The organism is Pelagimonas varians, from assembly GCF_003208435.1.
In the GTDB taxonomy this organism is placed as follows: Bacteria; Pseudomonadota; Alphaproteobacteria; order Rhodobacterales; family Rhodobacteraceae; genus Pelagimonas; species Pelagimonas varians.
In genome coordinates this window covers 385715-409084 of the sequence record NZ_QKMF01000001.1, presented here as the reverse complement: position 1 = coordinate 409084, position 23370 = coordinate 385715, and the positions used below count along the sequence as shown (strand labels likewise).

Here is a 23370-nt window from a genome sequence, read left to right as displayed (position 1 = left end):
AATATCCCGGGGGGTCCGGGGGGCTGGCCCCCCGGCGCTCTCCTTTTAGCCTTTCATGGCTTCCCATACGCGCGACGGAGACGCAGGCATATCGATATGGGTCACATTGTGCCCACCCGATTGCATGGCATCAATCACCGCGTTGATAACCGCGGGCGGTGATCCGATTGCACCGGCCTCGCCGCAGCCTTTCACACCCAGAGGGTTGTGCGTACAGGGCGTGCAGGCCGAATGATCTACCGCATAGAATGGCACATCATCCGCACGCGGCATCGCGTAATCCATGTAGGACGCGCTCAACAGCTGACCGTTTTCGTCATAGGCCGCATTTTCCAACAGCGCCTGACCGATACCCTGGCCAATACCGCCATGAACCTGACCGGACACAATCATCGGGTTGACGATGTTGCCAAAGTCATCCGCCGCCGAGAACCGCTCAACCGTGACTTTGCCGGTTTCGGGGTCAAGCTCGACCTCGCAGCAATAGGCACCCGACGGATAAGTAAAGTTAGCCGGATCATAGAACGCAGTCTCTTCGAGGCCGGGTTCGATGTCTTCAAGCGGATAGTTATGTGGCACATAGGCCGCCAACGTAACATCCCCCCAAGCAACCGATTTATCCGTACCAGCAACCGAGAATTGGCCGTCCTTCAGCTCGATATCGCTATCCGCAGCTTCGAGCAGGTGGGCGGCGATTTTCTTGGCTTTGTTGATGATTTTTTCAGTGGCACGCACCATGGCCGATCCACAAACCGCCAAAGAACGTGACCCATACGTCCCCATACCAAACGGCACTTTGGACGTATCACCATGCACGATGTCGATCTGACTTTCGTCGATGCCGATCATCTCGGCCACAACCTGAGGGAAGGCCGTTTCGTGACCCTGGCCGTGGCTGTGCGCCCCAACCATGACCGAGATTGAGCCAGTGGCGTTCACCCGAACGGTTGCCGCGTCATACAGACCCGCGCGCGCACCCAGCTGCCCCACAAGGTTCGACGGCGCAATGCCGCAAGCCTCAATGTAGCAATTGACGCCGAAACCGCGCAACATGCCTTTTTTCTCGCTTTCAGCGCGGCGGGCTTTGAACCCAGCGATGTCAGCGATAACTTCCAGCTTGTCCATGGTGGCGTTGTAGTCACCGGTGTCATATTCCACTGCAACAGGCGTCGCATACGGGAATTCGGTGATAAAGTTCTGACGGCGCAGGGCAATCGGATCAACACCCAATTCGCGGGCAGCTTTGTCAACCACGCGCTCGACCTGGAACGTCGCTTCTGGGCGGCCAGCCCCGCGATACGCATCCACCGGAACGGTATTGGTAAAGACGGCTTTGACGTTGGTGTAGACCAGCGGCGTTTTATAGTTTGCAGCCAGCAACGTGCCATGCAGCCATGTGGGAACCGAAGACGCGAATGTCGACAGGTAAGCGCCCATGTTGGCATAGGTGTCACAGCGCAGCGCGGTAAAGTTGTTGTCCGCATCCAGTGCCAATTCGATCTTGGTCACGTGGTCACGGCCATGCGCATCCGAAATGAAGGCTTCGGAACGGCTTGAAGTCCACTTGACCGGACGATTGCAGGCCTTGGCCGCAAAAGTACAGAAGGCTTCTTCGGCGTAGTGGAAGATTTTGGTGCCGAAACCACCGCCAACATCAGGCGCAATAACAGTCAGCTTGTGCTCGGGAATACCCAGAACAAAGGCCCCCATCAGCAAACGGATCACATGCGGGTTTTGCGATGTTGTGTGCAAAGTGCTGTGATCGTCAGCACGGTTGTATTGGCCCAAAGCAACACGTGGTTCCATCGGGTTGGCAACCAGACGGTTGTTGCGCAATTCCAATGTTGTTACATGCGCGGCGTTTTTGATCGCCTCATCTACTGCGGCGCGATTGTCTTCGACAAAGCCCCACTCGTAGCACAGGTTATTAGCCAGATCATCGTGCACTTTGGTTGCGCCATCTTCTAACGCAGCCTTCATGTCCACAACTGCGGGCAGCTCTTCGATGTCAACTTCGATAGCTTCCGCAGCATTGCGCGCTTCTTCAAGGCTTTCTGCAACGACAGCCGCAATCGGATCGCCGACATGGCGGACCTTGCCGATCGCCAAAACCGGGTGCGCCGGTTCTTGCATTGGTTCGCCGTGCACATCGGTGATCTGCCAGCCGCATGGAATGCCGCCAACGCCTTCGAAATCCGCACCGGTAAAGATGCGCACAACGCCGGACATAGCCGCCGCAGCAGCGGTGTCGATGTTTTTGATGTTGCCGTGCGCCATATCGGAGCGCAGGAAATAAACGTATGTTTGGCCGTAGACATTAATGTCGTCGGTATAATTGCCGGTGCCAGTCAAAAAGCGGACGTCTTCGCGCCGCTTCGGGCTTGCGCCAATGCCATGATCCTTGGGCATGGGTCTTTTCCTCCCTTGGGTCGACGGGGCGTGCCCCATCTAACGGAAATAATTCCCGTGGCGGGTTTGTCCCGCCGCGAATTCAAATCAAATGGGGCTTATTCAGCCGCGATGTTCGATACATCCTGACCGCTGGCAGCCATGATCGCCTTGACGATGTTATGGTAACCGGTGCAGCGGCAAATATTGCCTTCAAGATAGTCACGGATTTCAGCTTCGGACGGTTTCGGGTTGTCCTTGAGAAGCGCTGAGGCCGACATCACCATGCCGGGTGTACAAAAACCGCACTGGAGGCCGTGATGATCCTGGAACGCCTGCTGGATCACACCAAGCGAGCCATCGGGGTTTTCCATGCTTTCGATGGTCTTGACTTCGGCACCGCTCGCTTCGGCTGCGAACATTGTGCAGCCTTTGACCGCTTCGCCATTGACGTGGATAACACATGCGCCGCACTGCGAAGTGTCACAGCCCACGTGGGTGCCGGTCAACCGCAGTTCATCGCGTAAAAATTCAGTCATGAGCGTATTGCCCTTAACCGATTTGGTGACGGATTTACCGTTCACCACCATGGTCACTTCTGTCATTTTACTCCTCCCTTGAAGTCTCAATTATTGTGCCGCGGCAACGTACCGGGGCTATGTTTGACGTGGCTCAACTTACAATCCGCTTAAGCCAGCCTTTTTTCTTTTCACCAGTCGCTTCTTCGGCGGTGTCGCCGTCTTCAGCAGGGCCTTCGACGGCGGCTTTGAAGTTGTTAAAGAATTGATCGGCCATCTTTTTGGCAAAGCCGTCGACAATACGGCTACCCAATTGTGCCAGCTTCCCGCCCACCTTGGCCTCGACTTCATACTGAAGCAGCGTGCCGCCGTTTTCGGTTTCAGTCAAAGTCACATCCGCGCCACCTTTGGCAAATCCGGCAGCGCCGCCCTTGCCTTCTCCGGCCAGCCTCAGGCTTTTGGGTTCATCCATATCGGACAAGGTGACGTGGCCCTTAAATGTAGCCTTAACCGGACCGACTTTTTGGACGACAGTCGCATCAAACCCATCCGTGGCATTGCCTGCCATTTCAGTGCAACCAGGTACGCACTGCATAAGCACGTCTGCGTTCAAGATCGCTGCCCAAACTTCAGAAGTGGGTGCGTTGATCTCACGGGAATCGCTCATATGCATGATAATTTCCTCTCCGTTAGCGCCGAGATTAGGCGCAGGCCCGCATGGGGCATATTAGACCAATGGCCTAAGCCATGGGTTGAATTCACCATTGTGGTGGATGAAAGCTCAGACCGTAGGATTGGTAAATCGATTCAATCCGGCCATCTGCAAGACCAGCTGAAATGGCGTCACCGACGGTGTAAGCCAATGGTCTATATGAAAAATGTACGCCGGTACCCAAAACCCATTTTGATCTTGCGAATCCGGGTAAAGGTAGCTGGTGGATTTCTACGCCGTCGCCGGCGTAAAATTCTAATTGTGAGAGTGGGCCCATCGCCGCCATTACATCGCCGCTATTCAGCGCCTCCATGGCTGCGGCCATATCCGGGAACCGCCGAACGCCTTTCGCCACCTGCCCGCCGCCAAGGCGCGTCAGGTAGAAATCGGCAATAGAATCGTTTTCAACCGATACCGTGTCAAAACGGAAATAAGCTGGGACAGGTTTTTCATCGTCCGGATAGGCCTTGGTTGAATAGGCAATCGCGATAGATTCTTCGTGGTATTGACCGGGGAAAACCACTTGTTCCACACGGCAGCGAAACGCACTGTCATAAGGAACACGCATCATGACATTGCTGACCGCTCCGCCAACAATGGGGCCTTGCCACAGGTTGTGGCGTAGATCGGCCTCAAGGTTTTCGCTGGCGCTCACAAAATGAAACCGCGGCTCAACACCAATGAAATCGGCGACAAGCGCCGCCACATCCACATCGATGCCGCGCGCTTTGCCTTTGTCTTCCCACGAATAGGGCGGATAATCCTCGTACAGGGCAAAGGTCACAAAGCCCTGTTCGACGATTTTATCCAGATCATCGCCAACAATATCGCGGCTGGCGTTTTGCGGTTTGGGTTGCGGAACATGATCGGCGCAGGGATCTGCGGCATGGCCAGGCGCTGGCAATAACGCCAAAGTCAAACACAAGGCCTGCGGCACGCGCAAAAGTTTTTCAAAACTTTTGGAAATCCCATGCATGAGATTTATATGTCCGACCATTGTGTTCCGCCTCCCCTAAACGCAGTCCGATCAGTGTGCCGCTGACAAACCAATGGTCAAGGCTTCTGTTGCCCGCGAGACCCCAAGATCTGTCCCGTCCAGCAAAGCAGCGGCCCGGCTTGCGGCACTATCGGCGACCGGTGCACCAGATACGGTTTCAATGTTATCGGCAATCGAGGCCAATCGGATTTTGAGGGCATCGAGATCACCGCCACCCGCAGCCAGCACATCGCGAATGCCTTTTAACTCATCTGCGACATCAGCCATGGAATCGTCGTCCGGGCGGGTTTCGATATAGGTTCGGATGGCCCAGGCGGCGTCTTGTCCCAGCAGTTCTCCAAAAGCAGGCATCTTGGTGATACCGTTTTGCGTATAACCGTCCTGGAAACGTTCCGCGTACCATTCGTCACCGTATTCTTCGGCTTCCAGAAACCGCAAATCTGGTGCCAAACCGCCGGAAATCACTTCCAACCCGTGGCAGCGCGCACAGTTCTGATTGTAGCCGGATGCGCCAATGGACACAGCCAAAGCCCATGTTTCGACCCCAACCTCCTCAGCGCGATAAGGGTTTTCGGTCAGCCAGTCTTCGCCGTTTTCCGGCAGGCCTGCGGTATCAACCGCCTGCGGGGCCACATCGCCATGGGCGAGGGTCAGCGTCGGCAACATGGCTAGAATTACGGCACTCAGTGTCAGTTTGGTCATGGTGTCTCCTCCCGGAAAGGGTCTCCGTTCTGCTTGACCAATGGATAGGCTATGCAAGCTTGCCTGCACCATTGGACTTTCGTGCATTGCAGCCCCATGACAAACGCGCCATTTCCGACATAGGTCGTATTGAGCGCCCCGCGCGTTCGAATAGGTTTCCAGTAACGGGAGGACACTATGAACACTTATCTGGCCGCAGCCTGCGCTGCGATCATATCATTTGCGTCGCCCGTCTCGGCGCTGGACGTGGCTGTCCACTATATCAAGCAAGAGGTCGCGGCGCTGCCGACCTTGTCCAACCTTGACCCGATCCCCGATGATTTAGGGGCAATGGGGGCTAAGCTGGCTTTGGAAGACAATATCACCACCGGCCGGTTTTTAGGGCATATGTACAGTTTGACCACCACCGTCGTGGGCGTCGATGAAGACTTTGAACAAGCCGTATTGGGTGCCTTGGGGCAAACCGATCTGCTGATACTGGACGCACCTGCGCAATTTGTTCTGGATGCGGCAGATGCGCTCCAAGCTAAAGACGCCCTGATGTTCAATGCTGCTGCACCTGATATCGCGTTGCGCAGCTCTGATTGCCGGTCAAATGTGCTCCACAGTCTTCCCAGCCGGGCCATGCGGTCCGATGCTTTGATGCAGTTCTTTGTCAAACGCCGCTGGTCTGACATCGCGATGATTGCAGGTACGACCCCTCAAGATGTCGCTTTTGCAGAAGCCCTTGAAGGGTCCGCTAAAAAATTCGGTTTGAAAATCTCTGCAAGCAAAACCTGGGCTTTTGACTCTGATATGCGCCGCAACGCCGCGCAAGAAGTGCCCCTTTTCACGCAAGAATTCGGCGACTATGATGTCTTGCTGGTGGCGGATGAGGCCAATGATTTTGCACGCTATATACCTTATAACACATGGCACCCCCGCCCCGTTGCCGGATCCGAAGGGTTGACGCCGCGGGCTTGGGACCGGGTCGTTGAACAATGGGGGGCTGCACAATTGCAGTCGCGATTTGTCGAACAGGCTGGCCGTCCTATGCAAGATGTCGATTATGCCGCTTGGGCCGCCATGCGCTCTATCGGTGAGGCCGTGACACGTACCGGCGCAAATGATGCGGCCAGCCTGCGCGGGTTTCTTTTGTCAGATGAATTCGAATTGGCCGGGTTCAAAGGCCGCCCGCTCACCTATCGCGGGTGGAACGGTCAATTGCGGCAACCCATCGCCCTTAGCCATCGCGGTGCGCTTGTTGCATCGGCACCGCTTGAGGGATTTTTGCATCAAAGATCGGAGTTGGACACACTTGGCCTCGATCTCCCAGAATCTGCCTGCACCGCTTTCAACGAATAATGTTGCCGGACTGACCCGGCCTGCAAGGAACACAGCATGATCCGTCTCTCACTTTTGGCCAGCCTTTTTCTTTCAACATCTGCGGTTGCAGATGAAATCTGGGTAACCAATGAAAAAGACGACACAATCAGCGTTATTGATCTCGACAGCTTTGAGGTCACGCGCACCATTCAAACCGGTGAACGCCCGCGCGGCATCACATTTTCCAAGGATTATTCCGTCGTTTATATCTGCGCATCCGACAGTGATGCGGTGCAGGTGATGGACCCCGAAACCGGCGAAATCCTGTATGATCTGCCGTCTGGCGAAGACCCCGAACAATTTGTTCTGCATCCCGACGATCGCCATCTTTACATCGCCAACGAAGACGATGCGATCACCACGGTTGTCGACACAAAGACACGCACCGTGGTTGCCCAGATCGACGTTGGCATCGAACCCGAAGGCATGGCCGTTTCACCGGACGGCAAGATCGCAATCACAACATCCGAAACCACCAATATGGCGCATTGGATCGACACCGAAACGCAAGAACTTTTCGCCAATACCTTGGTCGATTCCCGTCCCCGCCATGCCGAGTTTGTCAAAGACGGCACGGAGCTTTGGGTCAGCTCTGAAATCGGCGGCACCATCAGTGTGTTTGATGTCGCAACCCAAGCGGAAAAAGCTAAAATCGAATTCAAAGTCAAAGGTGTGCATCCCGATCGGGTTCAGCCTGTCGGGTTCGAACTCACGGCTGGCGACACACATGCCTTTGTCGCGCTTGGCCCTGCCAATCATCTGGCCGTCATCAATGCCGAAACCTATGAAGTCGAAGACTATATTCTGGTTGGGCGCCGTGTCTGGCACATGGCTTTCAACGCGGATCGTAGCAAGCTCTATACCACCAACGGGGTCTCTGGCGATGTCACTATGGTTGATGTCGCGTCTCGCAAAGCCGAGAAAACAGTCAAAGTCGGGCGCTTTCCCTGGGGCGCAGCCTTTCGGCCCACAAACTGACCCCGAACGCACTATAATCGAACCAACTGTACTTTAGAGGACCCTTTTCATGCGTAAACTTCTGTTGACCAGCCTGCTGGCCATCGCCCTGCCCCTCTCTGCCGTGGCGGACAATGATGATGACGATGGCCGTTTCGGACTCGCCGGTGTGCTTTCGGGTAAAAACAAAGAGGATCTGGAACCCATTCAGCTGAGCGCAGGTATGCCGCTGACTTCGGCACCATGGGTCTTGAAGTCCGGCACATATTACGAGTTCGAAATTCAGGGCGACGGAAGTCAGGAATTGGCGCTGGTTGGACCAGAGTTTTTCCGTGCCATCTGGATTGACGAGATCGTTGTCGAAGGATTGGAAATTCGCCCTCTTGGCCTTGATTCCGTAGAATTCGATGAGGCCGGAGAAATGGAAATCGGATTTTTAGCCATCAAACCTGGTGCATACTACCTGAAAATCCCCGGCTCCACCGGTGAAACACAACGGCTTGAAATTACGATCAAATAGGCCTTGTTCTAACAATTAATCTGTAGTGGGCAGCTTTGTCGCCACCGGCAACGATGCGCTGTCTTCAGCTGGAATTCTTATGACCCTTCGCGTTTCAAACCTGTCATTCAACTATCAAGCCAAGCAGGCCTTGAAGGACGTTAGTTTTGACGCAGAAAAAGGCAGGTTTACCGCATTGCTTGGCCCCAATGGTGCCGGAAAATCGACACTCTTTGGCTTGCTGACACGGTTGTTGACCGTCAACAACGGAGTGATCGAAGTCGCGGGGATCGATCTACGGCAACATCCCCTTGCAGCGCTTGCGAAAATGGGGATCGTTTTTCAACAACCGACCTTGGATCTTGATCTGAGTGTTCAACAAAACCTGCGGTATTTCGCAGCTTTGCATGGGCTGTCTGGAAAATCGGCCGAAATGCGCATTGAGGCTTCGCTCGACCGGTTGGGAATGCGCGAACGTGCTAAAGAAAAGCTACGGAAAATGAATGGCGGTCATCGCCGCCGGACGGAATTGGCCCGGGCCTTGCTGCATGAGCCTTCGGTTTTGCTGTTGGATGAGCCGACGGTCGGGCTGGATGCCAGCAGCCGAACCGCGATCACCGACCATGTTCACCAATTGACCGCTGATGGTTTAACGGTTTTATGGTCGACCCATCTGACGGATGAAGTCCATCCCGATGATGCTCTAATTCTTTTGCATCAGGGTGTTCTTAAAGAAGCCGGAACCGCAAAAGATTTGCAAAATGGCCAATCTTTGCAAGACTGGTTCCTTTCCAAAACCGGAGCAGAAGCGTGAACCATTATTACACTGCGTTCAAAGCCATTGCCCTGCGCGAAATGCTTCGGTTTTTGCAGCAGCGAGAACGGTTTTTGGCAGCGCTGGTTCGGCCACTGGTTTGGCTTTTGGTGTTTGCCGCAGGATTTCGCGCCGCATTGGGACTGTCGATTACGCCGCCCTACGAGACCTATATCACCTATGAAACTTATATTGTTCCGGGCCTGTGCGGGATGATCTTGTTGTTCAACGGGATGCAAAGTTCTCTGTCATTGGTTTATGATCGGGAAATGGGATCAATGCGGCTTCTACTGACCGCCCCTCTACCCAGATGGTTTCTATTGTTTTCAAAGCTTTGCGGCGCGACCTTCATTGGCCTCCTTCAATGCTATGCGTTTTTAAGCATCGCCGGAGCGTTTGGTATTTCGATGCCGACCGTCGGATATTTGGCTGCGTTGCCAGCTCTGCTTTTGGCGGGTATCATGCTTGGGGCTTTGGGATTGGCATTGTCGAGCTTTATCAAGCAGCTAGAGAACTTTGCCGGTGTGATGAACTTTGTCATCTTCCCGATGTTTTTCTTGAGTTCAGCGCTTTACCCACTTTGGAAAATGGCGGAATCTTCTGAACTGCTGCACGATATCTGTGCCCTTAATCCCTTTACACACGCCGTCGAGCTGATCCGCTTTGCGCTATACGCAGAGATCAATCTTATGGCCGCGGTTTCGGTTTTCCTAACGGCAATCGTGTTTCTTTCCATCGCAATTTGGGGTTATGACCCGTCCCGTGGAATGAAAAGAAAATAGTCTTTTCAAAGGACTACCCGGCTCAATCTTTGTTAAGGTCTAAGGACAGCCGGACTGCCAGAAAGAACCAACACGCGTGATGCAAGCCGTTTTGCTTCGCGCTCCGAGTGGGTTACGATTAATGTCGCAATGTCTGATCCGGCTTGCAGGGATTCAAAAAGCCCCATCATTTCATCCGCCAAAGCATCGTCGAGTGACACAAACGGTTCATCCAGCAGCATCAAATCAGGGTCTGCTGCAAAAGCGCGGGCCAAAGACAGCCGTCGCTGCTGACCAAGACTCAATTGTGTCGGAAAATCCGCACCGCGACCGGCCAGGCCAACGCTCGCCAAGGTATGTTCGGCCTTTTCTTGGGAAATCTTCAATGGGATCATCAAATTGTCGGCAAGGGATCGCCATTTCAGCAGTGTCGGTTCTTGAAAAACCATTGCCGTATTGGGCGGCGTTGTGATCGTGCCGCTGTGACTGTTTTCCAATCCGGCGATTGTCCGCAAAAGTGTTGTTTTTCCGACGCCGGATGGACCAGTCAGAGCAACGGTTTCACCTTTGAATAGCGATAGGTCCAAGGCACCCAATATGGCCCGCCCCGACATGGTCAAACCTGACAGTTGGACGCGGGCGACCAAAGGCCGCCCACTGTTTGCCGTATCACTATGCACCAGTTTCAATGACACCGCTGCCAATCACGAACCGGGCTGCACAAAAACGCCTTCGGGCAGTTCTTGTGCCTTGCCGACCAGATCTTCGCCGCCCAAACGCGCCATCAGATCCAGCATTTTGGCAGCTGCTTTTTCGTCAACCGGGCCAGCGGCGGGAATCCCCGCACGAAATCCGGCTTTTAGTGCATCAAACTGTGCATCTGTAGATGCATTCATGCGGGGACGCAGGCGATCCCATTCGGCCTCATCACTTGCCAATAGGTCTTTGGCATTGCGCGATGCTGTGGCCATAGCCTGTACCAATTCGGGGTTATCGCGCAGCATTTCACCCCTTAAAACATAACCCAAAAGTGGTGTTTGCGTATCCAGACCCAATGCTTCGGCTGCTTGATCAACGCTGACCAATGGCTTCATTCCGCCCGCTTCCATTTTCGCCAAGAAATGCCAAAAGTTGATGGCACCATCCAGGTCACCTTTGATGGCAGTTTTAAAGATCAAAGGCGGGGCACCAAAGACCTGTTCGGTTTCCGCTTGTAGATCAAAGCCGTATTCTTGCTCGGCATAAGCCTGTAAAATCAACCATGACTTATCCAAAGGTCCCCCGGCAATACCGATTTTCGCCCCCTTCAGATCGGCCAGGCTTTGTGCATCACTATCCGCCGGAACCATCAATGCGCCAACCGCGCGGCTATATGGAATAAAGACAAAATCCTTGCCAGCTGCGCGTTGCCGCGCCACCCAGAGCCAGTCAGAAACGATGACATCTGCCTCTCCGCCCTGAAAAGCGACTTTGGCAGCGGAACCGCCTGCAACACCCTGAACTTCAAGTGAAAAACCATTTCGTGTATCAAACTCATTGTGCTTGATAACGTCCAGTTCCCAATTGACGGTCCCATATTGCAGAACCGCAGCGCGCAGCACTGGTGTTTCGGCCCATGCGGCCCCTGTGAGTGCGACCAACGCAACAGCACTGCTGCGTAAAACCTTCATAAATGACATGCCAACCTCCCTAGGCTTGTTGAGCAGATCGTATCAGGCACCCCTTAGATCGGTATACGACCATTGGACAGGCCACGCAGTGGTCCGCCATTGATATGCATCAAGAAAGCCCACCCGGCCCCCAATTATGCTTAAGCCAAGCCTGTCAATAAAGGAGACTATGCATGAAACATCTCATGTCGATGGCGATCGCCACCCTGCCCCTCATTGGTTTTTCAGCGGCCCCTGTGTCCGCTTCGGAGATTTTTGAAAAGATCAAAATTGAAGCGGGTCAAACCCTATATGACCGGTCCTGCCGCCGCTGCCATGCTGTGGATTCGACGGATAGTTCCTACGGTCCGCCATTGGAGAACATTCTGTACCGTGCGGCTGGCATCTATGAAGGCTACGACTATTCCATCGCCATGGAAGCCTCTGGCATTGTTTGGACCCCCGGCGCTATTCGCGCGTGGATGGAAGACAATGATGGCTTTATGCCCGGAACAAAAATGCGCCATGTCGGCATCGAAGACCCAACGGTTCAGGACTTTATCCTCGCGTACCTAGGGTCCATCAGCCCGCAAGACAACAAACAGATTTCCGAGTAATTCCGCACCAATAGGCGGTATTGCGAAAGACAACAGGCTGCGTTGGGAATTATCTCGCGCAGCCTTTTGTTTGCGATTCAATCGCTTTGCGGCCCGATCACCAGTTTCGGCAACCAGTGACTGTCGGGATCGCCGGGTTCCAGATGTTTGGGCAATAAAGGTCTCAAATTGCCATCCTCGGGTGGAACGGACAGCACATTCATATCCATTTCATGTAAGGTTCCGACCAGACCATTGCCATCGGATTCCAGCTCATAATAGACGCCGTTCCACATATCGATTCCATAGCTTCCGGCCGGTTTCCACAAGAACAGAAAGTCATATTCCAAATCGGTGGCTTCGGTTGATACATCCCGTTTTATTTCATAGGGATACGGGACATGGCACCAAAGCATTTCCGGCCCTTCGACGCATTTAAACGGCCGCATCGACAAAAAGTATTCACCAAAGGCGTCATCTTGCATCTGCACATCATAGGCATCGCCCGTCACGTTGATGGCCGCAATCTTGATTCGCGCGCCATCTTGGGCTTGCAACCAGACCCCGTTCACCCCGTCTTCGAGGGCGCAAACCGGCCCTGCCCCGAGGGCCATAGCCCCCCATAGAATCAGTTTACGCATGACGTTCCTCCCTTCGTGCGGCGAATCCCTTTTAGGCGGAGCGAATCGCACCAGCCCTGTCAAGTCTGCAAGGGTCGTACGACCTATGGCGCGTTCCGGGGAATCATCTTCTCTTTATATTGTCGGCTCAGGGAGAGGACCGTACCGCAATCGATCGCGGCGGTCTCATCACGACAGAGTGTTCACGGGAGGACTGACATGAACAAATTCGTCGCAGCAGTTGCAATTAGCCTATTGGGTGCCACCGGCGCCTCGGCAAATGTGACCGAAGAAATGCTGGCAAATGACCAAACCATGACAAATCAGGTTGTCACCAACGGTATGGGTCGCCACTTGCAGCGCTACAGCCCGCTGGAAACACTGAACAAGGAAAACGTCAAAAGCCTCGTACCGGCTTGGGCTTTCTCGCTGGGCGGGGAAAAACAGCGCGGTCAGGAAACCCAGCCGCTGATCTATGATGGTGTGATGTATATCACCGGTTCATATTCGCGGATGTACGCGATCGACGTCAAAACCGGCAAAGAGCTGTGGCAGTATGATGCCCGCCTGCCAGAGGGCATTTTGCCTTGCTGTGACGTGATCAACCGCGGCGCGGCGATCTACGGTGACAAAATCATCTTTGGCACGTTGGACGCCCGCATCGTGGCGCTGGATTCCAAAACCGGTGATGTTGTTTGGCGGGACAAGATTGCCAACTACAAAGAAGGCTATTCCTATACAGCCGCCCCGCTAATCGTGAACGGCTTGGTCATCACCGGCAATTCCGGCGGTGAATTTGGCGTTGTTGGCTCTGTTCAAGCGCGCAACATCGACACTGGCGATCTGGTTTGGGAACGCCCGGTCATCGAAGGTCACATGGGCACCTTGAACGGTGAACCATCGACAATGACCGGCACGCTGAACGCAACCTGGCCTGGTGACCAGTGGAAAACTGGCGGCGGCGCGACATGGCTTGGCGGTTCATATGATTCACGTACAGACACACTGATCTTTGGCGCTGGTAACCCCGCCCCTTGGAACAGCTGGCTACGTGACGCCGGTCAGGACAATTCGGGCAAGGGCGACAATCTGTATGCCGCCAGCCGCATCGGCATCGACCCCGCCACCGGTGAAATCAAATGGCATTATCAGACAACCCCGCGCGAAGGCTGGGATTATGATGGCGTAAACGAAGTTGTCTCCTATGACGACCGAGACGGCAACCAGCGTTTGGCGACAGCCGACCGGAACGGTTTTTTCTATGTTCTGGACGCGGCTGACGGCGGTTTTGTCAGCGCAGCCCCCTTTGTCAAAGACATCTCTTGGGCGTCCGGCATCGATGACACAGGTCGTCCGATCTACAACGAAGACAACCGTCCCGGTGATCCTGCAAGTGCCGCTGACGGTAAAAAGGGTGACGTGATCTTTGCCTCACCTTCCTTCTTGGGTGGTAAAAACTGGATGCCGATGGCCTTTAGCCAGAAAACCGGCAACTTCTATGTACCTTCGAACGAATGGGGCATGGATATCTGGAACGAGCCGACCACCTACAAAAAAGGTGCCGCCTATATGGGCGCTGGTTTCACCATCAAACCAAACTACGAAGACCACATCGGATCGCTCAAAGCGATTGATCCGGCGACTGGCGATTGGGTTTGGGAATACCAAAACGATGCACCCTTGTGGGGCGGCGTGATGACCACCGCTGGCGGTCTGGTCTTCTTTGGTACGCCCGAAGGTGAATTCATCGCATTGGACGATGAAACCGGTGAGAAACTGTGGTCCTTCCAGACCGGCTCCGGCATCGTTGGCCAGCCTGTCACTTGGGAACAGGACGGCGAACAGTATGTTTCAATCATGTCCGGTTGGGGTGGCGCGGTTCCACTTTGGGGTGGTGAAGTTGCCAAAAAGGTCAACTACCTGAACCAAGGTGGCCTGCTGTGGACTTTCCGTCTGCCAAAAGAGATGGCAGCGAACTAAGTCTCGCTTAGCTTTAAAGAATGCGTCCGGAGGAAACTCCGGGCGCATTTTTTTTTGGCAATCGTCAAGTCGCGGGTTTGTATGCTCCGGTAACCGCGCCAGCTTTGGCCATTGCTTTCATAGCGTCGGCGCTTGTCATCAATTTTGTTGTTTTTCCCCCGGTCATTGCGCCTGACGACCCAACCGCCAGCGCACCGGCAGCCATGCTTTCGTCATCGGGCGCTTCAATCAGTGCCATCAAGTCATAATCCCCCATGCAAAAGAACATGTGGTGCAGAGTGCCACCCAGTGCTTCAATCAACGGCTTGGCTGCGGCTTCGCGGTCTTGCGGCGTGGCCACCATGGCTTGCATGGATTCAATCGAATATTTTCCTTGAAAGAGATAGAACGGCATAGTTTGCCCCTTTTCGTATATGACTATTTTGAACAAAGTGCGTTTTGACACGCTATTTGGGCCTGCAAAATGCAGGTCGCGATGGTCCGCTTCATAACCGGATCAGCAAATAGCCCTCGGCAGAAATAAACGAACAACAGGTACGCTGAAAGTCGCCCCATTTGCTGTAAAATCATACAGACAGGTAGACTGGACTGCCCCAGCCTACCCGATTTTCGAAATTTATGTGAAAAAAGTCTTAACGGCCTTTGAATAACCCGCCCAAGATTCCGCGCACAAGACGCCGCCCGGTGGTTCCTGTCAGCTCTTTGACCACCATTTTGGTCATAGCGTCGCCAAAACTCTCGGTTTTTCGGGTCCGCCGCGACGTTGACCGAGGCACCCGCGTCCCGGAATACCGTCGTCCCGCGCGATATTCACGCTGCGCGGTTTCCAGTTCTTCCTCTTCTGCCTCGGCTTTTTGTGCGGCGGCAGCGGCGGCATCCGATTGCGCCTTGAGAATCTCGAAGGCGGATTTTCGATCCAGCGTCTCATCGTATTTGCCGGCCAGATCTGATCCAGCCAACACAGCGCTGCGCTGCGCATCCGTGATCGGCCCGAGTTGCGATGACGGCGGACGGATCAAAGTGCGCTGCACGACCCCCGGCACACCTTTCTTTTGCAGCATCGATGTGACGGCTTCGCCAACGCCAACTTCGCGGATGGCAGTTTCGGTGTCGAAATCGGGATTTGGGCGATAGGTTTCTGCCGCCATTCGCAGCGCCTTTTTGTCCCGCGCGGTAAAGGCCCGCAGCGCATGTTGCACGCGGTTGCCCAACTGCCCAAGGATGTCTTCGGGAATGTCGTCCGGGTTTTGCGTGATGAAATAGACCCCAACCCCCTTGGACCGGATCAAACGCGCCACTTGCTCCACCTTATCGACCAGTGCTTTGGGTGCGCCATCAAACAGCAAATGCGCCTCATCGAAAAAGAATACCAGTTTCGGTTTGTCGGGATCTCCGACTTCGGGCAGCTCCTCGAACAACTCAGACAGAAGCCAGAGCAAAAACGTCGAATAGAGGCCAGGCGAGGCCATCAATTCATTGGCGGCCAGCACATTGACCTGTCCGCGTCCCTGCCCGTCAAGGCGCATCAAATCCGCAAGCGCCAAAGCCGGTTCACCGAAAAAGTTCCCGCCGCCTTGATTCTCAAGCACCAACAAACGGCGCTGAATCGCCCCGATCGAGGCAATCGAGATGTTTCCGTAACGTAAGGACAGCTTCTTGCGATTCTCGCCCACCCAAACCAACAGCGCGCGGATGTCAGCCAAATCCAACAGTGGCAAACCTTCCTCGTCGGACAGACGGAAGGCAATGTTCAAAATGCCTTCTTGGGCCTCGGTCAGTTCCAACAGACGTGACAGCAGCAATGGCCCCATTTCGGCAACTGTGGTGCGGACCGGATGCCCCTGCTTGCCAAACAGATCCCAAAAGGTCACCGGAAAGGATTGATAGGTGAAATCGTCAAAACCAATGGTTGCAGCCCGCTCCATAAACGGTTGGTGCAGCTTGTGTTCTGGCGATCCCGCAACAGCAAGGCCAGACAGGTCGCCCTTCACATCGGCCATAAAAACAGGCACGCCAGCATTGGAAAACCCTTCAGCCAGGATTTGCAGTGTTACAGTTTTCCCTGTGCCGGTGGCACCAGCGATCAACCCATGACGGTTGGCGTATTTATGACTGAGCCACTGTTTTTCGGCATAATCCGTGCCGCCTCCGCCCAGGAAAGTTCCATTTGTCATTAAAGTTCTCCGCTACCGTCCGGTGCCAAACATACATCCTTAACATATGGCTGCCAGTCTCATCTGCGGTTCAAGGCAACATGTCCTCTCCTGTTTTGAACCAACTTCCTCCCTGTCAGACTGGCCGCGCCCGCTTAGGCGCGGCTTTTTTTCTATCTTCCGATATTCACTGAGAAAATCCTGTTGACCGATGGCCAAGACTTTCGTAGCGTCCCCTCAATGATAAAGTCGGCCAGTCCGACAGGGAGCGATATTGAAAGGGGCCGTCTGGCCCCTTTCCTTTTTTATCAAGCAATTTCAGCACCCAATACGCGCAATAATTCGCGCATCTCAACGCAAGGTCAGGTTTTTCTGCACTGACACTGCTCTCGTCTCGTGTTAATCCGTCTTTAATCAACGATCGGATTTCAGGGGATTTCCATGACCAAAACGCTACTAACAATGTCTTTGATCGCAGCGCTGACCGCTGCTCCCGTATTTGCGCAGTCAGAAGAACCTGTTGCCGACGAAGCGGCTGATGTCGTTGAGGGCGCAGAAGTCAAAGCAGCTGTACCCGAACTGGACATGGGCGAAGATCCAAACGCGGCACCCGCCCAGACCGGCCCGCGCACCTATGTTCAAGACGGCTTTGGCGACTGGGTTCTTCAGTGCCTTGAGGTTCCGGAAGGCGATGACGTTTGCCAGATGTACCAACTTCTGAAGGACGCCAACGGGTCCAATGTCGCCGAGGTTAATATCTTCAAGATCAAGGAAGGTGGCCGCGCTGTGGCAGGTGGCACGTTCATCGTACCGCTGGAAACGCTTTTGACCCAAAAGCTGACCGTGACCGTCGATGGCGGCGCAGCACGGCGCTACGACTACTCCTTTTGTAGTGCTGTAGGATGTTACGCCCGCGTCGGCTTTACCGAAGAAGATATTCAACGCTTCAAAGCCGGTGCCAAGGCCACGATCTCTTTGGTTCCTGCGGTCGCAGCGGATCAAAAAGTGATTGTTGAGATGTCCCTGTCAGGCTTCACCTCTGCCTATAAAGCGGCGTCGACGATCACCCAATAAGTCGGAATTTAAAATGAAAAAGACGCGTCCTTACGGGCGCGCCTTTTTTGTGTCTTCGAAACGGTTCGTTACGCTGCTGTTTCCTTGCTGCCAAAAACAGCGCCCCAAAGAGGCATCAAGACCTTGATGACCAAGGGGATCAACACCAAGCCGATCAAGAACCCCAGGATAAAATCCAAACCCGCCGTGATCAGCCATTCCGCACCCGGATTTTGCTGCCCATAAGCCACTGCAATATGATGGATCTTATCTTCGGGAACATGCCAGCCCATTTGGGCCACCGAATGCACAATGATCGATCCGCCAACCCAGAGCATGGCTGCGGTGCCGACGAACGCCAGTATCTTGAGCAGCACGGGCATAAATTTCACAATGCTGCGGCCAATAATGCGTGTCACAGAGAGTTTGCCGACACGCACCATCCAGATCCCGACATCGTCCATTTTGACGATGACTGCCACGGCCCCGTAGACCACGGCGGTGATGAAAATCGACACGATGACCAAGGTGACACCCTGAATCCACAGACTGGGCGATTCAATGGTCGACAGTGCGATAGTCATTATTTCAGCCGAGAGCACAAAATCGGTTTTGATCGCGCCCTTGATCTTCTCTTCTTCCAAATGGGCCGGATCGCCAACGCTATGCGTTCCATCCGGTCCACCTGATTGATCGTCATGTGGCATGAGCACGTGCACGATTTTTTCGGCACCTTCGAAACACAGGTAACAGCCACCGAGGATCAACAAAGGGGCCACCAACCACGGCGCAAAATAGGCCATCAGCATCGCCGCAGGCAACAAGAACACCAACTTGTTGATAATTGAGCCGCGCGCAATCCGCCAAATGATCGGCAGTTCCCGCTTGGCTTCGAACCCTTGCACATATTTCGGGGTCACCGCAGCGTCGTCGATCACCACACCCGCGGCTTTCGCGCCAGCCTTGGTGGCGGCTGCGGAAATATCATCAACCGAAGCGGCTGCAACTTTGGCAATCGCTGCCACATCGTCCAAAAGCGCAAGTAATCCGCTCATCTATATTCGTCCTTCTTTTGGCAAACCATCACCGTTGTGCCCACAGACACGACGCGGGTTTTAAAAATGCCCCTGCAATTCAGGTTTTGCCAGACACTAGCGGTTTGGTTCTTGGGTGTTAACAGGGAAACGATTCTGTCTGCTCCCCGAAGAATGTAAAACCGTTAACGCAAACCCCCGAGACGCGTTAGCGCAACCAAGGCAAACATCCGCAAGTTTATCGCTAACATGCTGGATAAAAACACTTTTTGCTTTGCAGCTGCAGCATGCCCCCGTATACGCATCGGCAACACCAGAGCCAGGAGAACGCACACATGACCGTCACCATCGGCATCAACGGATTTGGCCGCATTGGCCGTTGCACTTTGTCCCACATCGCGGAATCCGCCCGCAACGATGTTCAAGTTGTCAAAATCAACGCCACAGGACCGATCCAAACCGCTGCGCATTTGTTGCGGTACGACAGTGTCCATGGCCGGTTTCCCGGGAATATTCGCGTCGATGGCAACAGCATGGACCTGGGACGCGGACCTATCGATGTCATGTCGACCTATAATGCTGACGAATTGGATTGGTCAGGATGTGACGTTGTGCTGGAATGCACCGGCAAGTTCAATGATGGCTCCAAAGCCAGCAAACACATGGAGCAAGGCGCGAAATCGGTTCTGATCTCGGCCCCTGCCAAAAATGTGCAACGCACCATTGTGTACGGTGTCAATCACCGCGACATGGTCAAAGGCGACGTGATGATCTCAAACGGGTCATGTACGACAAACTGTTTGGCCCCGCTGGCCAAAGTCCTAGACGAAGCCATTGGCATCGAAAGTGGCATCATGACCACGATCCATTCCTACACAGGCGACCAGCCGACACTGGATCGCCGCCACGATGATCTGTACCGTGCCCGCGCAGCTGCCATGGCGATGATCCCCACGTCAACCGGTGCCGCCAAAGCATTGGGCGAAGTACTGCCCGGCCTAAAAGGCAAGCTGGACGGGTCTGCCGTGCGGGTTCCGACACCGAATGTTTCTGCGGTTGACTTGACCTTTTATGCCAAAAAAGACGTGAGCGTTGCCGACGTGAATGAAGTCATGGCAGAAGCCGCCAATGGGCACATGGGTATGGTTTTGGACTATGACCCGGAGCAAAAAGTGTCGATCGACTTCAACCACACCACCGCCAGCTGCATTTTCGCCCCTGACCAGACCAAAGTTGTTGGTGGCCGCATGGTACGGGTCATGGCTTGGTACGACAATGAATGGGGATTTTCGGCACGTATGGCGGATGTCGCTGCTGCGATGGGCCGTTTGCTTCACTAAACACCCTTGGTTACAAAAACAAAAAGGCCTGGTCAGAGACCAGGCCTTTTTGTTTTGTCCGGCAGCGAATTTTCGTCGAAAATTCGATCACCAAGCGCCGAGGCAAGCTCTCCCTACAAATAGTCAGCCCGTTGCAAACTGTATTTTGCCATTTTCTCGTTCAGTGTCCGGCGCGGCAAACATAACTCATCCATCACCGATGCAATAGAACCCTTATGTCGCCGCATCGTGTTGTCGATCAGCATCCGTTCAAAGGCTTCAACGTATTCTTTCAGCGGCTTGCCTTCGGTGGTCATGACGGGTTGCATTTGATCGTGATCGCTCATCAACAAAGACGCAATCGTTCCCTGCCCGCGCCGTGCCTGTAGCACCGCGCGCTCTGCCAGATTGATCAACTGACGCACGTTTCCGGGCCATGGCGCTTGCAGCAATTGCGCGGCCTCTTGTGCCGATACCTTGGGGGCCTCACAGCCATATTCCTCGGAAAACTGCTCGGACAGGCGGGTAAACAGGGTCAGGATATCCTCGCCGCGCGACCGCAGGGGCGGCACCACAATTTTCAACGCCGCCAACCGGTAATACAGATCCGACCGCAGCACGCTTTCACAGGTACGGCCTTCGTCTTGCAGGTTACAGATGGCCACAATTCGTGTCTCGGGAGGGTTGCCTTGATCGTTGATCACCGACAACAAGCGCGCTTGAGCGGCGTCTGACAGTGACTCAATGTCCTCTAGAACCAAGGTCCCGCCACGCGCTTCTTCGATTGCCGGCAAACGACTGTCTTCGGGTTGCATCGGGCCGAACAACCGTTGCATCAGAGCGTCTTCGTCATGGGCACCGCAAGAGATCAGGACAAACTTTTTACCTGCGCGCGCGCCAACCGAATGCAGCGCATGTGCGACCAGCGTCTTACCGGTGCCGGTTTCACCCTCGATCAGGACATGGCCATCGGCTTGACCGAGATCCAAGATGTCTTCGCGCAGTCGGTCCATAATCGGGCTAGCGCCGATCAGTTTACTCATGATCTGACCACCGTCGGACAGCTCGCGGCGCAGGGCCCGTGTGTCCAAGGTCAAGCGGCGGGCATTGGTTGCCTTTTTTGCCAGTTCGGACATGCGATCCGGATTAAACGGTTTTTCGAGAAAGTCGAAAGCGCCTATGCGCATCGCTTCGACTGCAATCGGGACATCCCCGTGACCCGTGATCATGATGACAGGCAAGGAGCTGTCGGCCCCCATCAGCTTTTTCAACAGCTGAATGCCATCCATGCCCGGCATCTTGATATCCGAAATCACAATGCCCGGATAATCCGGCCCCAAGGTTCCAAGGGCCTCTTCGGCAGAACCAAAGGTTTCGGTGTCATATCCTGACAGCGCCAACCATTGGCTGATCGATTGCCGCATGTCCTGTTCATCGTCCACGATGGCGATCTTCATTGCGTTGGCCATTTGTACTATTACTCCGCTGCCTGCGTCGTTTCATTGAGGATCGGAAGCTGCATTTCAAAAACTGCACCGCCGTTTTCGCCGTTTCTGGCCGTCAATCGTCCGCCCAGTTCGGTCACAATCCCAGAAGAAATCGCCAGCCCCAAACCAACCCCGTCACCCGGTTGTTTGGTTGTGTAAAAGGGCTCAAAAAGGGATTCCAGATCTTCGATTCCATGTCCATTATCGCGCACGCTCAGCGTGGCTGTTTCCCCGGATGCCAAGATGATGTCGACTTGAGGGTCTTCTACCAACTTGGTGGCATCAAGGGCATTTCGCAAGAGGTTGACCAAAACCTGTTCAATCCGCATCCGGTCGCCCATGACCAGAACCGGTTGATCCGGCAAGATCCGCGAGATCCGCACGCGGCGCACTTTGAGCTGCGGCTCCATCATCGACATCGCACTCCCAAGCGCCTGCCCCATGTCAACCGGACTAAAGGTTTCCTGCCCCTTGCGGGCATAGGATTTCAACTGCTTGGTGATCGCGCCCATGCGTTCAATCAGATCATCAATGCGGTGAAACGCGCTCAGCGCCTCGTCAGGGCGGTTGCGGCGCAACAACAGCCGTGCGCCTGCCAGATAGGTCTTCATAGCCGCCAGAGGCTGGTTCAATTCGTGGCTGACCGCCGCCGACATTTCCCCCAAAGCCGCCAGCTTGGAACTTTGCGCCAAGGATTGCTCCGCCACGGCAAGGTTCTTTTGCACTTTCTCGCGTTCGGAAATTTCACGCTGAAGACGGGCGTTCAAAGCCCGCAATTCAGCAGATTCGCGTTGGAACAGGGCCATGCGCACAGCTGTCTTGCGCGACAACGTGTAAAACACCAAGGCTGCCAAAATCGCGAAGCCCATGATCTCAATCGCCAAAAACGCGTTCACCCGTTCGCGCACTGATGCGTAAGTGGTGAAGGTCGTCAGCGTCCATCCGCGAAACGGAATGCGGCCATCGACGCGCATCACGGCTTCACCTTGCAAGTAGGCATCGGCTTCTTGGGCGGTCCAATCGGTGGTCGCCTGAATGGCGCGCTCAATCGCGCTGTCCTCGGGTTCGCGGACCAAGGCCACCTCTGGCGTTAACCCGCGCCAGCGCGGCTCTGTGGCCAAAACGATTGTGCTTTCTGAATCGGTGACAAACACCGCATCGGAAATACCCGCCCATGCGCGTTCGAACTTGGCCAGATCCACCTCGACCATAATCACGCCGATGGTTTCATTGCCGCTTTCGACTTGTCGGGAATAGGTAAAACTATATCCACCGGCTTCGCGTTCCGAGGTCGTGAAAATGGTCGAACTGGACCGGATCGCATCGATAAAATAGGCGTCCGAGCGGTGGTTTTCACCAAGCCTGCTGCGATCAGTTGCCGCCACGGTCCGGCCATCTCTGTCCATCAGCATCAGCGATGCCGCGCCGATTTCATCGACAAATGAAATTAAACGTTGCGAACTTTGGGTAAATTCACCGGAATTCAACGCGCCAATCAAGGCGGGATCGCGCGCCAACAGCTGCGGAACGATCGCATTTCGGCGCAATTCAGAAATCAGGTTGCCCGAATACAGCGCCAACCGCAATTCCGCGCGGTTCTTTGTTGTTTCAGTAAATCGCTGTGTCAACAACCGGTTGGTGAACCAAACCGTTGTCATTGCAACCAAAATCAACGCCACCAACGCCAAACGCACCCGACCCGACAACTGGCCGGACCGTCTGGGGCGCAAAGAGGAAGAAGACACATTTGACATAGCAGGTAGAAT

General features: G+C 54.5%; 22 protein-coding genes. 9 read left to right on the top strand and 13 right to left on the bottom strand.

From position 1 onward, the window contains the following. Positions 1–45: 45 nt before the first annotated feature. From C8N36_RS02035 to pedF, 5 genes are all read right to left on the bottom strand, one after another. Entirely contained in the window at positions 46–2409 is a 2364-nt protein-coding gene (locus tag C8N36_RS02035) for a xanthine dehydrogenase family protein molybdopterin-binding subunit (RefSeq protein ID WP_097802631.1), read from the bottom strand. Between the two features lie 98 nt (positions 2410–2507). Further along, on the bottom strand, positions 2508–2993 hold the full coding sequence (locus tag C8N36_RS02030) for a (2Fe-2S)-binding protein (RefSeq protein ID WP_097802632.1): 486 nt from the start codon (positions 2991–2993) through the stop codon (positions 2508–2510). A 67-nt stretch (positions 2994–3060) separates the two neighbouring features. Continuing rightward, the gene (locus C8N36_RS02025; RefSeq protein ID WP_097802633.1) at positions 3061–3579 is read right to left on the bottom strand and encodes an SRPBCC family protein; all 519 of its coding nucleotides are present in this window, start codon (positions 3577–3579) and stop codon (positions 3061–3063) included. An 85-nt stretch (positions 3580–3664) separates the two neighbouring features. Further along, positions 3665–4615, bottom strand: a complete 951-nt coding sequence (locus C8N36_RS02020) for a substrate-binding periplasmic protein (RefSeq protein WP_245910700.1) — start codon at positions 4613–4615, stop codon at positions 3665–3667. Between the two features lie 30 nt (positions 4616–4645). Next, a complete protein-coding gene (gene pedF / locus C8N36_RS02015) occupies positions 4646–5317 on the bottom strand; it encodes a cytochrome c-550 PedF (RefSeq protein WP_097802635.1) in 672 nt (223 codons plus the stop codon). Between the two features lie 177 nt (positions 5318–5494). On the opposite strand from pedF, the gene C8N36_RS02010 reads away from it, so the two are divergent. The 5 genes from C8N36_RS02010 (at position 5495) to C8N36_RS01990 (ending at position 9734) form a co-directional block, all read left to right on the top strand. Next, a complete protein-coding gene (locus C8N36_RS02010) occupies positions 5495–6661 on the top strand; it encodes an ABC transporter substrate-binding protein (RefSeq protein WP_097802636.1) in 1167 nt (388 codons plus the stop codon). A gap of 36 nt (positions 6662–6697) precedes the next feature. After that, positions 6698–7660 carry a YVTN family beta-propeller repeat protein gene (locus C8N36_RS02005; RefSeq protein ID WP_097802637.1) on the top strand — a complete coding sequence of 321 codons (963 nt, stop codon included), beginning with the start codon at positions 6698–6700 and terminating at the stop codon, positions 7658–7660. Positions 7661–7709: 49 nt separating this feature from the next. Then, a complete protein-coding gene (locus tag C8N36_RS02000) occupies positions 7710–8159 on the top strand; it encodes a hypothetical protein (protein WP_097802638.1) in 450 nt (149 codons plus the stop codon). Between the two features lie 79 nt (positions 8160–8238). After that, positions 8239–8952, top strand: a complete 714-nt coding sequence (locus tag C8N36_RS01995; RefSeq protein WP_097802982.1) for an ABC transporter ATP-binding protein — start codon at positions 8239–8241, stop codon at positions 8950–8952. Beyond that, positions 8949–9734, top strand: a complete 786-nt coding sequence (locus C8N36_RS01990) for an ABC transporter permease (protein WP_097802639.1) — start codon at positions 8949–8951, stop codon at positions 9732–9734. Before C8N36_RS01995 ends, C8N36_RS01990 begins: the two co-directional genes overlap by 4 nt. Positions 9735–9766: 32 nt before the next feature. Here the strand turns inward: C8N36_RS01990 and C8N36_RS01985 are convergent, their stop codons facing one another. Beyond that, a complete protein-coding gene (locus C8N36_RS01985) occupies positions 9767–10408 on the bottom strand; it encodes an ABC transporter ATP-binding protein (protein WP_245910699.1) in 642 nt (213 codons plus the stop codon). A gap of 9 nt (positions 10409–10417) precedes the next feature. Beyond that, positions 10418–11383 carry an ABC transporter substrate-binding protein gene (locus C8N36_RS01980; protein WP_097802640.1) on the bottom strand — a complete coding sequence of 322 codons (966 nt, stop codon included), beginning with the start codon at positions 11381–11383 and terminating at the stop codon, positions 10418–10420. 173 nt (positions 11384–11556) lie between these two features. On the opposite strand from C8N36_RS01980, the gene C8N36_RS01975 reads away from it, so the two are divergent. Further along, positions 11557–11979: a c-type cytochrome gene (locus tag C8N36_RS01975; protein WP_245910698.1), complete on the top strand. Its 423-nt coding sequence runs from the start codon at positions 11557–11559 to the stop codon at positions 11977–11979. A 77-nt stretch (positions 11980–12056) separates the two neighbouring features. Here the strand turns inward: C8N36_RS01975 and C8N36_RS01970 are convergent, their stop codons facing one another. Beyond that, entirely contained in the window at positions 12057–12599 is a 543-nt protein-coding gene (locus tag C8N36_RS01970; RefSeq protein WP_141467914.1) for a hypothetical protein, read from the bottom strand. A 198-nt stretch (positions 12600–12797) separates the two neighbouring features. Between C8N36_RS01970 and C8N36_RS01965 the strand changes: the two genes are divergently transcribed. Beyond that, entirely contained in the window at positions 12798–14558 is a 1761-nt protein-coding gene (locus C8N36_RS01965) for a PQQ-dependent methanol/ethanol family dehydrogenase (protein WP_097802642.1), read from the top strand. Between the two features lie 64 nt (positions 14559–14622). On the opposite strand, the gene C8N36_RS01960 is transcribed toward C8N36_RS01965, so the two are convergent. Then, positions 14623–14952: a GYD domain-containing protein gene (locus tag C8N36_RS01960; protein WP_097802643.1), complete on the bottom strand. Its 330-nt coding sequence runs from the start codon at positions 14950–14952 to the stop codon at positions 14623–14625. A 238-nt stretch (positions 14953–15190) separates the two neighbouring features. Continuing rightward, positions 15191–16732: a helicase HerA-like domain-containing protein gene (locus tag C8N36_RS01955; RefSeq protein ID WP_097802644.1), complete on the bottom strand. Its 1542-nt coding sequence runs from the start codon at positions 16730–16732 to the stop codon at positions 15191–15193. Between the two features lie 420 nt (positions 16733–17152). Between C8N36_RS01955 and C8N36_RS01950 the strand changes: the two genes are divergently transcribed. Beyond that, positions 17153–17785 (top strand): invasion associated locus B family protein, encoded by a 633-nt coding sequence (locus C8N36_RS01950; protein ID WP_097802645.1) that lies wholly within the window; start codon positions 17153–17155, stop codon positions 17783–17785. Positions 17786–17853: 68 nt separating this feature from the next. Here C8N36_RS01950 and C8N36_RS01945 read toward each other — a convergent pair whose 3' ends face one another. After that, positions 17854–18819, bottom strand: coding sequence for a DUF808 domain-containing protein (locus tag C8N36_RS01945; protein WP_097802646.1), 966 nt, complete (start codon positions 18817–18819; stop codon positions 17854–17856). Positions 18820–19133: 314 nt separating this feature from the next. Between C8N36_RS01945 and gap the strand changes: the two genes are divergently transcribed. After that, the gene (gene gap, locus C8N36_RS01940; protein WP_097802647.1) at positions 19134–20138 is read left to right on the top strand and encodes a type I glyceraldehyde-3-phosphate dehydrogenase; all 1005 of its coding nucleotides are present in this window, start codon (positions 19134–19136) and stop codon (positions 20136–20138) included. Positions 20139–20251: 113 nt separating this feature from the next. Here the strand turns inward: gap and C8N36_RS01935 are convergent, their stop codons facing one another. Further along, a complete protein-coding gene (locus tag C8N36_RS01935; RefSeq protein ID WP_097802648.1) occupies positions 20252–21586 on the bottom strand; it encodes a sigma-54-dependent transcriptional regulator in 1335 nt (444 codons plus the stop codon). Between the two features lie 8 nt (positions 21587–21594). Continuing rightward, positions 21595–23358 (bottom strand): sensor histidine kinase, encoded by a 1764-nt coding sequence (locus C8N36_RS01930; protein WP_097802649.1) that lies wholly within the window; start codon positions 23356–23358, stop codon positions 21595–21597. Between the last annotated feature and the right edge of the window lie 12 nt (positions 23359–23370).